Genomic DNA, 12165 nt, shown 5'->3' on the forward strand with positions numbered 1-12165 from the left:
CTGGCCGGTGGTGGAAACACCGCCCGGCCATTCCCTCCCAGCCTGAAGTCGGTATTCTTCAAAACGGACCTCCTTCGGGAATACCCGGACCGTTCACACCGGATTGAAATAATCCATTAATATGGGCGTGTACAACTGTCGGCCATAAGAATAAAAAGCTGGAGAGACCCATGGAGGCTGGACAACCCCGCCATCTGGTGGTGGTCGACGATGAGGTCGACATACTTGACGTCCTGGAGGATGCCCTGTCTCTGGAGGGGTACCGCGTCACGGCCTTGCGACGGGGTCGGGACCTGCTGGCGATGCTGCCCGAGGAAGACATCGATCTGATCATTCTCGACCTGCGACTGGAGCAGGAGAACGGTCTGCGCGTGGCTCAGCAGGTTCGTGAGTACTCACCTATCCCGATCATGATGCTCACCGGCAAGGGCGACGAAACCGACCGGATACTCGGTCTGGAGGTGGCGGCGGACGACTTTCTGATGAAACCCTTCAACCTGCGCGAGTTGATCGCCCGGGTCCGGGCCCTGTTGCGGCGCAGCACCCAGTTGAGCGTGACCCCGCGCAAGGTCCGCGACGAGGTTCAGGAGGGGCTGATGTTCGATGGCTGGCAACTGAACCTGACCCGACGGACCCTGACGAACCCCCGGGGCGGGCCGGTGGAACTGACCTATGGTGAATTCAACCTGCTCACCGTCTTGCTGCAGTCCCCCAACCGGGTGCTGAGCCGTGATTTCCTGCTGGAACGCACCCACGGGACCGAGACCGAATCCTTCGACCGCACGATCGATGTTCTGATTCTGCGGCTGAGGCGGAAGCTGGAGGAAAACCCCAAGACCCCCAAGTACATCAAGACCGAGCGCGGCATCGGCTACCGGTTCGATGCCGCCGTTTCCAGGTTGTGACGCCCGGCCTTCATGAGCTCGTTTAAATGGACACTGCAGAACAAGTCGCTAGTCGCCTTTCTGGTCGGGCTGGTTCTGGCGACGGGCTTGATTGTCGTCACCTGGCAGGGCCTGACGCAGACCCGAGCGGCTGTGAATGAATTCGAAGCCCTGTTGATCCCGGAAATCCGCAATGCCCTGTCGCTGTCCGACGAGGCCGCGCAGATCGTCGCCATGGCGCCTTATCTGGCCTCCGCGGGGCGCCCCATGCAGTTGCAGACCGAGCGGCAACGGCTGCAGAAACGCTATGAATTGGCCTATTCACTGTCGGAGAAGCTGCAGAACACCGAGATCCGCGAAGAACTGCAGGCCAGTCTGGCGGACATCCAGGCCGACCTGAATCGGCTGGCCGAACTGGTGTATGAGGAGCTGTTTACCCGGGAAGATTTGCTCGCGGCCCAGTTCGAGGTCGATCAATTGGCCGAGCGTCAGTCCTTCGAGGCTTCGGTCAATCCCTGGCTGCCGTTGCAGTTGTACTTCCTGTCCATCACGCAACCGGAACACTATGCCGGTCGCAACCGGGACGGGCTGACCCCGCTGGCGACGGCGACCGAGTTGTCCGACCAGTATCTCGACTGGCTGGCCCTGGCAACGAAAAGCCATCGCGGGTTGCTGCGAATCGACCAGAGCAAGGCCTTCCTGCTGGCCCGCCTGCGCACCCATTCCGAGCAACTGACCCAGCAAACCAATACCTTCGCGGCGGACATCCAAAAAGTCGTCCTGGATCAGCAGCGGGCCGTCTCCATTCAGGTCAGCCGGAGCATGCTGATGACCGTCGGCCTGGCACTGGTGTTGTTGCTGGGCATCGGAATCTACTACCTGAACAACCGGCGTCTGATCAGGGACCTGTCCGTCGTGACCGAGGACATGGGCTATCTCTCCCGGGGTGAGGACGCGCCGGCGCGCATCGACATCGAGCGCGACGATGAAATCGGCGATCTGGTCACCGCCTACGACATCTTCCGCGATCACGCCCTGGCCGCCGAACGCACCAGCAACGAACTGGATGCCCAGAAAACCCTGCTGGAAACCATCTTCAACCAGATCCAGGACGGGCTCAGCGTCTTCTCGGCGGACGGCCGGCTGGTCACCTGGAACCGGCGCTACCTGGAAATGTTCGGCTTTGTAGCGGAGGACATCCACGCCGGAATGTCGCTGGACGAGGTTCAGGCGCTGATGTCGCGCAAGCGCCACCGGAACCTGAACCTGCATCAGCAGTCCGTCGACATGCAGTCGTTGAACGCCGAGCGTCATCACAGCAATCAGAGTTTCGAGCGGCATTACGACGATGGCCAGATCATCGAATTCCGCAGCCAGCCGATGCCCAACGGGGGGTTCGTCACCCTGTACAGCGATTTGACCGAACGCCGCGCCGCCGAACAACAACTGCAGCAGTCCCAGAAAATGGAAGTCCTAGGCCAACTGACCGGCGGGGTGGCGCACGATTTCAACAACCTGCTGGCCGCGCTGATGGGCAACCTGCAACTGCTCGATCGACTGGACAACATGCCCGACAAGGCGACGAAATACCTGCAACGGGCGCTTAACGTCAGCGAAAGGGGCGCGCAACTAGTGCAGCGCCTGCTGGCGTTCAGCCGCAAACAGCAGTTACAACCCGAGTGGGTGCGCGTGGACCCCCTGCTCGACGGGATGGCCGAATTGCTGGAATACAGCGTCTCGCAACACATCACCCTGTCGCTGGACCTGGCCGCGCCCGAGGCGACGCTCTTCATCGACCCGTCGCAACTCGAGAACGCCATCCTGAACCTCGCCTTGAACAGTGCCGCCGCCATACCGGGCGGTGGACGCATCGCCATTCGTTCCTGGGTGAATGCGGCCGAGGGGACTCTGAGCGTTCAGGTGGCCGACACCGGCACCGGCATCCCAACGGCGCTGCAGAAACGGGTGCTCGAACCCTTCTTCACCACCAAGCCGGTCGGTCAGGGCAGTGGCCTCGGGTTGAGCACCGTCTATGGGTTCGTGCGGCAAAGCGGCGGCGATTTCCGGCTGGAATCGGTACCGGAGCAGGGGACCACCATCACCCTGACGTGGCCCCTGGCGCGGGACCCGCAACCCGAATCGGTGGAGGCCACGCTGGAACCGATTCGGTTCGATGCAAGCCGGGGCGTCGCCCTGGTCGAGGATGACGCCTCCGTCCGGGAGGCGCTGACGGAGCTGTTCGAGCAGCGCGGTTTCACCGTCCACAGCTTCGAGCACGGCGAGCAATTCATCGACTGGGCCCAGCATTCCGACTCGGCCGCCGGCTTGCTGATTTCGGATGTGAATCTGGCCGGCCACCTGACCGGTCTGGATGTGGTCAACATGGCCAGCAAATACTGGCCCGAGACCCGGTGCCTGCTGATATCGGGATTGCCGAAAGAACGGCTCGAACAGGAACTGGGGCTCGACATCACCTGGCCGTTTATCCAGAAACCGCTCACTCAGGCCATGTTTCGGCAGTTGTTTCCGTGAAAACGGGGATGGGTGTCTTGTGTTGGATTACGCCTTCGGCTCCGAGACGTCGAACCGATCCACCCAACATGCCTGAGAACCCGTAGGGTGGGCACCGCCCACCATGGGAGAACAACAAACCATAGGTCGTTAGTAGGTTGGATCGGCCGGCGCTCCGGTAGCCGAAGGCGTAATCCAACGTTGGAATCGAGGCACAGGTGTGTATTTCGGCCCGGCAGGAATGTCGGATTACGCCTTGCGGCTAATCCGACCTACTCGTTGGTTTGAAGTCGGTCGTTGGTCCGTGGCGGGGTAGTGTTCCTCGGGTGTTAACGAGGTTAGTTGTTCTCCCATGGTGGGCCGTGCCCACCCTACGACGACCTACCCCCAAATGTTTCAATTGTTTCAAACCGGCCTCCCCGCCTGAAATTCCCGGTTAGTACGCCTGCGTAAAGTGGATATCGAGGGCTCACCGAGCCTGTTCAACCGACCACAACAACAAGACAAAGGCAGGACTGATCATGAAAGCACCTCTGAAGACACTGGCCGTCGCCACCGGAATCACTTTCGCCTCCGCAGGCGCATTCGCCGATGACGACGTCATCGTCGGTCTGATCACCAAGACCAACACCAACCCCTTCTTCGTGAAAATGAAGGAAGGCGCGACCGAAAAGGCCGAAGCGATGGGCATCGAGCTGCGCACCTTCTCCGGCCGTTACGACGGCGACAACGAATCCCAGGTGCAGGCGGTTGAGAACCTGGTCGCCGCCGGCGCCGACGGCATCCTGATCACGCCCAACGACCCAGCCGCCATCGTGCCGACCATCGAGCGCGCCCGCGAGGCCGGTTTGCTGGTCATCTCGCTGGACACGCCGCTGAGCCCGGCGTCCGCCGCCGACGCGACCTTCGCGACCGACAACTTCAAGGCCGGCGTCATGATCGGTGAGTGGGCGAAAGCCAAAATGGGCGACAAGGCCGATGACGCCCGGATCGCGCTGCTCGACCTGAACCCGAGCGAGATCACCGTCGACGTGGCCCGCAACCAGGGCTTCCTGCAGGGCTTCGGCATCGACCTGAACGACCCGAACGACATCGGCGACGAAGACGACCCGCGCATCGTCGGCAACGACGTCACCCAGGGCTCCGAGGAAGGCGGTCGCCGCGCTATGGAGAACCTGCTGCAGAAAGACCCCTCGGTCAACCTGGTGTACACCATCAACGAACCGGCCGCCGCCGGTGCCTATGAAGCGCTGAAAGCCGTCGGTCTGGAAGACCAGGTCACCATCGTCTCCGTCGACGGCGGCTGCCCGGGCGTTCAGAACATCGACGCCGGCGTCATCGGCGCGACCTCCATGCAGTTCCCGTTGAAGATGGCCTCGATGGGCGTGGAAGCGATCGCCGCCTACGCCAAGACCGGCGAGAAGCCCGAACCGACCCCGGGCAAGGACTTCTACAACACCGGTGTGACCCTGGTGACCGACCAGCCGGTGGATGGTGTGGAGAGCATCGACTCCAGTGCCGGCCTGAACCAGTGCTGGGGGTGATGAACGTGAAGTAGGGCGGAAGAGCTGAAGGCGTTATCTGCCGCTTATACCGTGGCAATGGCTAAACCCTAGGCACGGCAGTGGGCTTCGCCCACCCGGTGGATAACGCCTCCGGCTCCGACGTGTCGGACCATTCCGCCCTACGAACAAAACCCGTAGGAGCGCACTCCGTGCGCGACCTTTCAGCGGTGGCACCGTCCACCTGTCGCGCACGGAGTGCGCTCCCACAAGACCCAATTACACCGGAGCCGCACATGACTCAATCCAAATCCAACCCGTCCGTCTCGGACCACGAGCGCATTGCGGAATCGGTCAGCGGTACGCTGGCGAAGCGCAATGAGCCCGAGGTCCAGACCGGATTGCAGCGACTGCACCGATTCTTCCACGCTAACCCGACGGCGGCGCCGGCCATTGTTTTGCTGGCGGCCATCGCCGCGTTTACGATGATCGTCGGCGAGCGCTTCCTGGCGCCGTTCAACCTGTCGCTGGTGCTGCAGCAAGTCACCATCATCGGCACTCTGGGCATCGCCCAGACCCTGATCATTCTGACCATGGGCATCGACCTGAGTGTCGGCGCCATCATGGTGTTGTCCACGGTCGTCATGGGCCGGATGGCGGTCGAGTTCGGTCTGCCACCGGCGCTGGCGGTGACACTGGGGCTCGGCATGGGCGCGCTCTGCGGCGCCATCAACGGGGCCCTGGTCACGAAGGTCAAGCTGCCGCCCTTCATCGTGACGCTGGGTACCTGGAACATCTTCTTCGCGTTGAACCTTTGGTACTCGAAGAGCGAGACCATCCGCTCGCAGGACATCGAAGCCACAGCGCCCCTGTTGCAATGGATGGGCACCTCGTTCGAAGTCTTCGGCGCGCGGCTGACCTACGGGTCCCTCCTGATGCTGGCCCTGTTCGGTCTGGTCTGGTACGCCCTGAACTGGACCGCCTGGGGGCGTCACGTCTACGCCACCGGGGACGACAAGGACGCCGCCGAACTGGCCGGTATCCGCACCCAACGTGTGCTGATGTCCATCTACGTCGTCGCCGGCCTGGTCTGCGGTGTCGCCGCCTGGCTGATGATCGGCCGCATCGGTTCGGTCAGCCCGCAGGTCGGTTTCATGTCCAACCTGGACAGCATCACGGCCGTGGTCATCGGCGGCACCTCGCTGTTCGGCGGGCGCGGCTCGATCTTCGGCACCCTGATCGGCGCACTCATTGTCGGCATCTTCCGCAACGGCCTGGCGCTGGCCGGTGTGGATGTGCTGTGGCAGGAATTCACCGTCGGCCTGTTGATCATCGTGGCCGTCGCCATCGACCAGTGGATCCGGAGGGCTTCCGCATGAGCAACGCAACTCCCGTATTGTCGGCCAAGGGCCTGGTCAAACGCTTTGGGCGGGTCACCGCCCTGGACGAGACCGACTTCGAACTCTACCCCGGCGAAGTGCTGGCCGTGATCGGCGACAACGGCGCCGGCAAGTCCTCGCTGATCAAGGCGCTGTCCGGCGCCCTGACTCCGGACGCCGGCGAGATCCGCATGAACGGCGAGCCGGTTAGCTTCTCCAGCCCGATGCAGGCGCGCGAGGCCGGCATCGAAACCGTCTACCAGACCTTGGCCGTGTCCCCGGCGCTGGGCATTTCGGATAACCTTTTTCTGGGGCGCGAACTGCGCAAACCCGGCATTCTGGGCTCCGTCTTCCGCATGCTGGACAAGGCCGAAATGCGCCGCCAGGCGACGCAACAGCTGAGCGATCTGGGCTTGCTGACCATCCAGAACATCAACCAGGCCGTCGAAACCTTATCCGGCGGCCAGCGCCAGGGCGTGGCCGTGGCTCGCTCAGCCGCCTTCGGCAGCAAGGTGGTGATTCTGGACGAACCGACGGCCGCCTTAGGCGTCAAGGAATCCCGGCGCGTGCTCAACCTGATCAAGGACGTGCGCGATCGCGGATTGCCCGTGGTGCTGATCAGCCATAACATGCCCCATGTGTTCGAAGTGGCCGATCGGATTCACGTACACCGCCTCGGCAAACGCGCCGCCGTGATCCGGCCGGATACGCACACCATGTCCGACGCCGTGGCGATCATGACCGGGGCGGTGGAGGTGGAGTCCGACGCGGCTTGAAGAAGAGACCCTCCCACACCTGGAGCCTGTAGGAGCGCAGTCCCCTGCGCGACATGCTACAAGTGGCGAGAGAGTGCCACCGCTGGACGGTCGCGCACGGAGTGCGCTCCTACAGAGAGGGTCAAACCCACCCAAAACGAGACCACCCATGAAACGACTCCTCGCCGCCTGCTTCCTGGGCCTGATCATGACACTCAGCACGACGGCCGAGGAGCCGCTGCGGATCGGCGCCAGCCTGTCCGATCTGGGCAATCCGTTTTTCTACAGCCTGGCCGAGTACATCCAGGACGCGGCCAACGAACAGTCCGACCGGCCGGTGGATCTGACCGTGGTCTCCAGCGCCTACGACCTGGAGCGACAGCGTCGGCAGATCCGCCGGTTCATCGACGAACAGGTCGACATCATCTTGCTGAACGCGGCCGACAGCCAGGCCATCGAGCCCGACATCCGGCTGGCGCAGAAAGCCGGCATCGTCGTCACCGCCATCGACATCGACGCCCAGGGGGCGGACATCACCGTCACCACGGACAATGTTCAGGCCGGCGAGATCGCCTGCCAGCATCTGGTCGATCAGCTCGACCACCGGGGCCCGGTCGCCATCATCAACGGGGCCAATGTGTCCTCGGTGACCGAGCGCGTGGCCGGCTGCCGCGCGATTCTGAACAACTACCCGGACATCGACCTGGTCAGCGACCAGTTCAATGGCGGCGGCACCTATGGCGGTGGCCTGGAGGCCACCACCTTCCTGCTCAGCCAGCATCCGGATGTGCAGGGTATCTTCGCCATCAACGACCCGTCTGCCCTGGGCGCGGCCCAGTCCGCCGAACTGAGCGGTCGCGGGGATGTGAAAATCGTCTCGGTGGATGGCTCCCCGGCTTTTCTGGACGCCATGCGCGACAACCAGCCCAACCTGATGGCCACGGCGGCGCAATCGCCCCGCAAAATGGCCCGGTTGGCGGTCGAGAAGAGTCTGGAACGGCTCGAACGGTCCGGCGGAGCGCCGTTGACCATCCGCATTCCGACGCATCTGATCAGTCGGGATACCGTGGTCGACGAGGACGATGGAACGCAAACGCCCGGCTATTGATCATCGATCGGCCGGGCGCGCGTTTCGGGTGGAGGGTTTGCCCGGGGCAAGGCCCGGGCTGAACCGACCGCTCGCGGTCAGGGGTAGGCGACGCAGGTCGCCGCGTTGGCGCTGGCGTCGTAGGTCAGCGAACCATGGCTGATATCGCCGACGCAGAACTCGTAAGCGACGGTGCCCTTGATCGCCGAAGTCGACTGCAGCACCACATAGCCACTGGCATCGGTGGTACCGCTGACGGTTTCGTTATAGCTACCGGTCAGACTACCGGTAACGGTCGCGTTTTCGACCGGCTGTCCCAGATCGTCCGTGACCACAACGGTCACCTCGGCGGCTTCAGACCCTTTCACACGGCGGGTGTTGGCTGACAGGGCCGACACCTGGGTCGAAGTCGCCGTTTCACCGCCCGTGTCGCCGCTGATCGCCGGATCCTGATACACCCGGACATAGTCCACCTGCATGGCCGTCGGGAAAACCGTCGTACTGTCGGGGTCGCCCGGCCAGTCGCCGCCCACGGCGACGTTCAACAGAAGGTGGAAATCCTGGTCGAACGGAGCCGGGTAGGCGCCATTGTCCGAATACCACTCGGTCTGGGTCTGATACAGCAGGCCGTCCACATACCAGCGGATCTCGCCCGGCTCCCACTCAACGGCGTAGGTGTGGAAGTTGTCCGTGACCGAAGTCGATGGCGTGTAGACCTGACCGCTGTAGACGTTGTCCGGCCAAGAGCCGCCGTAATGCAGGGTGCCGTGCACGTCGTTACCGCCGGTGCCGCCCAGGTTCACCGCTTCCATGATGTCGATCTCGCCGCTGGCCGCCCAGCCGCCGTAGGCCTCGTCGGTCGGCAGCATCCAGAACGCCGGCCAGATGCCCTGGCCCGCGGGCAGTTTCATGCGCGCTTCGATGCGACCGTAGGTGAAGTCGCCTTTGAAAATGGACCGGATGCGGCCCGAGGTGTAGGCGGACCCTTTGTTGCGCTCTTCCCGAGCTTCGATGGTGAGCAGTCCGTTCGCCACAGTGACGTTGTCGGCCTGATAGTACTGGCGTTCGTTGTTGCCCCAGCCGCACAAGCCGATGTCGCAGCCGTCGCCGATCTGGTAGGACCAGAGCGATTCGTCCAGCGAGGAGCCGTTGAATTCATCCGACCAGACCAGTTCATAATTGGCCGCGAAGGCCGTTGTGGAAGCGGCCAGGCCAAGGGTGGCGATCGCAGCGCCAAGGGTTTTGCTTCGCATCATAAGTACCTGTCTTATTGTTGTTCGCCCAGTAGGCATTGATATCAGGATAGTGAAAGCGCTTTCATCTTCAGGCTAGACAAGCCCGTCAATCGATACAAGGTTCGAGGAGTTTTCGTCAGGTCTGAAAGAGGATGGGACAGTCGGATCGGATGGATCGTCGCCGGTGCATTATGATTCGACGCCGGCATCAGTGCGCCCCGGGTTCGATCCATTCCACGCTCGCCAATTGGCCGTCTCGCATCGGTGCGATCATGTCCACCTGATCGGCGATACCGGGCAGGTAGGCGCCGATGAGGCGTACCAGTGTATTGACCATCTCGTCCCCCACACGATCGCCCAGGGTATAGAGACCAACTGTGAAGGGCCCCTGGGGTTCGATAATATCCAACTCACAGATGCCGAATTGCGCCAGGTAGTTCGCCAGGGTACCGGTGTAGGTCATGACCGCATCGCTCTCCAGCATGATGTCGAGACTCGCGCTCATGGAATTGCTCGACCAGACCACCCGCTCGGCCAGGTGATAGACGTTGCGGTCCGCTTCTTTCAACTGGGTATCTTCGATCACCTGTCGACGATAACGGGACTCGTCCGGCGTGACGTCCACATGCGGATAGTCGAGCAGAGCATCCAGCGAACAGGGCCGGCCCAGTAACGGATGGCCGGGCCGGACAAAGCATTTGTCATAGATCCGGAACAAGGGCATGAACACCGCACCGGACCGCGGGCTCAGCCCCACGATCTTGTGGCCGATGAACAGATCGATGTCACCGCTCAACAACTGATCCATCGAGCGCAGATGGTTGGCGATGTCGATGTGCGCCGGCGCGCCCGGATGTTGGGCGCGGTACTCGCGAAACAGATCCCGAAAAAACAACTGCCACCAGGCGAACCCCACCCCCACCTTCAGCCCCCGCTCCTGGCGGGTGCGCATCTGCTCCAGCTTGCTCAGGGTATTCTCGTGTACCCGACGCATGATGCGCGCCTGCTCCAGCAGAGCCTCGCCATAGGCCGTCAGACTCATACCCTTGGGTGAGCGCACGAACAACTCCACCCCGAGCGACTCCTCCAGCTTCTTCATGTTGTGCGTCAGCGTCGGCTGGCTGATGAACAACCGCTTCGCCGCATGGCTCAGGCTGCGCATCTCAGCGACCATCAGGAATTGGCGTAGGGATTTTTCCATAACAACTCCAAGGGAGTGGTGGAGGATTTTCGTAGGGCAGAAGAGTCCCAGGCGACATCTGCCAAGTGGGCGCAGCCCACCCATTTGCCAGTGGACCAGCCATAGCCAGGGTAAAAACGGCAGATGTCGCCTAAGGCTCTTCTGCCCTACCTGTCTACCCCATAGATCCTATCTATATTGACGCACGAATAAAGCATTATATTTCTGCATCCCGCTTTCTTAATCTGTGCCTTGCCGAGTCACCGGGCTCCCCGCATTACCCGACGTTGCCTCGGCCGCGATTTCCAAAAAACCAAAACAAATACAAGTGCACAGGAAACCGACATGAAACCGATTCATCTGACAACCGCCTTTGCCCTGGCCGCGTCCGCCGCCCTGGGTGTTGGCACTATTCAGACCGCTCAGGCCGCAACCCTGAAAATGGAATGCGGCGCGACCGGCAACGACCGCGCCTTTTGCGACTACGTCGAACAGCGCTTCACCGAGGCTACCGGTCACGACCTCGAATTCGTCGAGTTGCCCAACTCTTCCTCCGAAAAACTCGGCCTGTTTCAGCAGATCTTCGCCAGCGGCCAGAGTGGTGTGGTCGACGTCTTTCAGGCGGACGTTGTCTGGCCCGGTATTCTGGCGCCGCACATGCTGGACCTGTCCGACGGCCTGGGCGATCTCGAACCCCATTTCTTCCCCGGCGCCTGGCAGAACAACGTCATCGACGGCGAACTGAAAGCCGTGCCCGGTTTGATCGACACCGGCCTGTTGTTCTACCGCACCGACCTGTTGGACCAATACAACGAGCAGCCCCCGCAAACCTGGGCCGAGATGGAACGCATCGCACGGAAGATCCAGGCCGCCGAGCGCGAGGCCGGGCACGACAACTTCTGGGGCCTGGTGTTTCAGGGCAAGGCGTACGAAGGGCTGACCTGCAACGCCCTGGAATGGGTGTCGTCCCACAACGGCGGAACCCTGGTGAACGCCGACGGCGAGATCACCATCAACAACGCCGGCGCCGCCGAAGGGCTGGACATGGCCGCCGGCTGGATCGGTGACATCGCGCCGCGCGGGGTGATGGGCTATCAGGAGGAAGAATCACGCGCGGTCTTCCAGAACGGCGATGCCCTGTTCATGCGCAACTGGCCCTACGCCTACCTGCTGGCGCAGGATGAAGGCAGCCCGGTCAAAGGCAAGGTCGGCATCGTGCCGCTACCGAAAGCCTCGGGCGACGGGCAGCACGCCGCCGCCCTCGGTGGCTGGCAGTGGGCGGTCAGCCGCTACACCGACCACCCGGACGCGGCTAAAGCCCTGGTCCGTATCCTGGCGGACGCCGAGACCCAGACCCAGCGCTTCCTGATGACCGGCGTCTCCCCGGCGCGCAAGGACGTCTACGACGACCCGCGCATCCTCGACAAGGCACCGTACATGAGCGAGCTGCTCTCCGTCTTCGAAGCGGCCATCGCTCGTCCGGCCTCGCCCACTGGCGACAACTACGCCCGGGTCTCCAACGCCTTCTACAACGCCGCCTTTGCCGTCCTGAACGGCGAAATGAGCGGTGAAAAGGCGGTGGCCGACCTGGAACGGCGCCTCGCCCGCATCAAGCGCAACGCCTGGTAAGCC

General features: G+C 62.6%; 9 protein-coding genes. 7 read left to right on the forward strand and 2 right to left on the reverse strand.

All coding sequences use genetic code 11. From position 1 onward, the window contains the following. Positions 1 to 170 precede the first annotated feature (170 nt). From IE111_RS07240 to IE111_RS07265, 6 genes are all read left to right on the forward strand, one after another. Complete coding sequence (locus tag IE111_RS07240) at positions 171 to 905, forward strand: response regulator (RefSeq protein ID WP_189607880.1); 735 nt, start codon at positions 171 to 173, stop codon at positions 903 to 905. A 12-nt stretch (positions 906 to 917) separates the two neighbouring features. Further along, entirely contained in the window at positions 918 to 3416 is a 2499-nt protein-coding gene (locus IE111_RS07245) for a hybrid sensor histidine kinase/response regulator (protein WP_189607881.1), read from the forward strand. Between the two features lie 500 nt (positions 3417 to 3916). Then, complete coding sequence (locus IE111_RS07250; protein WP_189607882.1) at positions 3917 to 4939, forward strand: sugar ABC transporter substrate-binding protein; 1023 nt, start codon at positions 3917 to 3919, stop codon at positions 4937 to 4939. A 254-nt stretch (positions 4940 to 5193) separates the two neighbouring features. Further along, on the forward strand, positions 5194 to 6276 hold the full coding sequence (locus IE111_RS07255; protein ID WP_189607883.1) for an ABC transporter permease: 1083 nt from the start codon (positions 5194 to 5196) through the stop codon (positions 6274 to 6276). Further along, positions 6273 to 7052, forward strand: a complete 780-nt coding sequence (locus IE111_RS07260; protein ID WP_189607884.1) for an ATP-binding cassette domain-containing protein — start codon at positions 6273 to 6275, stop codon at positions 7050 to 7052. The genes IE111_RS07255 and IE111_RS07260 overlap by 4 nt, the downstream gene beginning before the upstream one ends. Before the next feature lie 148 nt (positions 7053 to 7200). After that, positions 7201 to 8139, forward strand: coding sequence for a substrate-binding domain-containing protein (locus IE111_RS07265; protein WP_189607885.1), 939 nt, complete (start codon positions 7201 to 7203; stop codon positions 8137 to 8139). Between the two features lie 77 nt (positions 8140 to 8216). Here the strand turns inward: IE111_RS07265 and IE111_RS07270 are convergent, their stop codons facing one another. Together IE111_RS07270 and IE111_RS07275 are read right to left on the reverse strand one after the other, a co-directional pair. Continuing rightward, positions 8217 to 9374, reverse strand: a complete 1158-nt coding sequence (locus IE111_RS07270) for a family 16 glycosylhydrolase (RefSeq protein WP_229805275.1) — start codon at positions 9372 to 9374, stop codon at positions 8217 to 8219. A 187-nt stretch (positions 9375 to 9561) separates the two neighbouring features. Then, the gene (locus IE111_RS07275; RefSeq protein WP_189607887.1) at positions 9562 to 10554 is read right to left on the reverse strand and encodes a LysR family transcriptional regulator; all 993 of its coding nucleotides are present in this window, start codon (positions 10552 to 10554) and stop codon (positions 9562 to 9564) included. 324 nt (positions 10555 to 10878) lie between these two features. On the opposite strand from IE111_RS07275, the gene IE111_RS07280 reads away from it, so the two are divergent. Beyond that, a complete protein-coding gene (locus IE111_RS07280) occupies positions 10879 to 12162 on the forward strand; it encodes an ABC transporter substrate-binding protein (protein ID WP_189607888.1) in 1284 nt (427 codons plus the stop codon). The last annotated feature ends 3 nt before the right edge of the window (positions 12163 to 12165 follow it).

It is taken from the genome of Saccharospirillum salsuginis (assembly GCF_014651855.1).
In the GTDB taxonomy this organism is placed as follows: Bacteria; Pseudomonadota; Gammaproteobacteria; order Pseudomonadales; family Natronospirillaceae; genus Saccharospirillum; species Saccharospirillum salsuginis.

Excerpts from the sequence above, each read along its gene's own strand:
- IE111_RS07240 (WP_189607880.1), top strand. The coding sequence starts at position 171 with ATGGAGGCTGGACAACCCCGCCATCTGGTGGTGGTCGACGATGAGGTC.
- IE111_RS07245 (WP_189607881.1), top strand. The coding sequence starts at position 918 with ATGAGCTCGTTTAAATGGACACTGCAGAACAAGTCGCTAGTCGCCTTT.
- IE111_RS07250 (WP_189607882.1), top strand. The coding sequence starts at position 3,917 with ATGAAAGCACCTCTGAAGACACTGGCCGTCGCCACCGGAATCACTTTC.
- IE111_RS07255 (WP_189607883.1), top strand. The coding sequence starts at position 5,194 with ATGACTCAATCCAAATCCAACCCGTCCGTCTCGGACCACGAGCGCATT.
- IE111_RS07260 (WP_189607884.1), top strand. The coding sequence starts at position 6,273 with ATGAGCAACGCAACTCCCGTATTGTCGGCCAAGGGCCTGGTCAAACGC.
- IE111_RS07265 (WP_189607885.1), top strand. The coding sequence starts at position 7,201 with ATGAAACGACTCCTCGCCGCCTGCTTCCTGGGCCTGATCATGACACTC.
- IE111_RS07270 (WP_229805275.1), bottom strand. The coding sequence starts at position 9,374 with ATGATGCGAAGCAAAACCCTTGGCGCTGCGATCGCCACCCTTGGCCTG.
- IE111_RS07275 (WP_189607887.1), bottom strand. The coding sequence starts at position 10,554 with ATGGAAAAATCCCTACGCCAATTCCTGATGGTCGCTGAGATGCGCAGC.
- IE111_RS07280 (WP_189607888.1), top strand. The coding sequence starts at position 10,879 with ATGAAACCGATTCATCTGACAACCGCCTTTGCCCTGGCCGCGTCCGCC.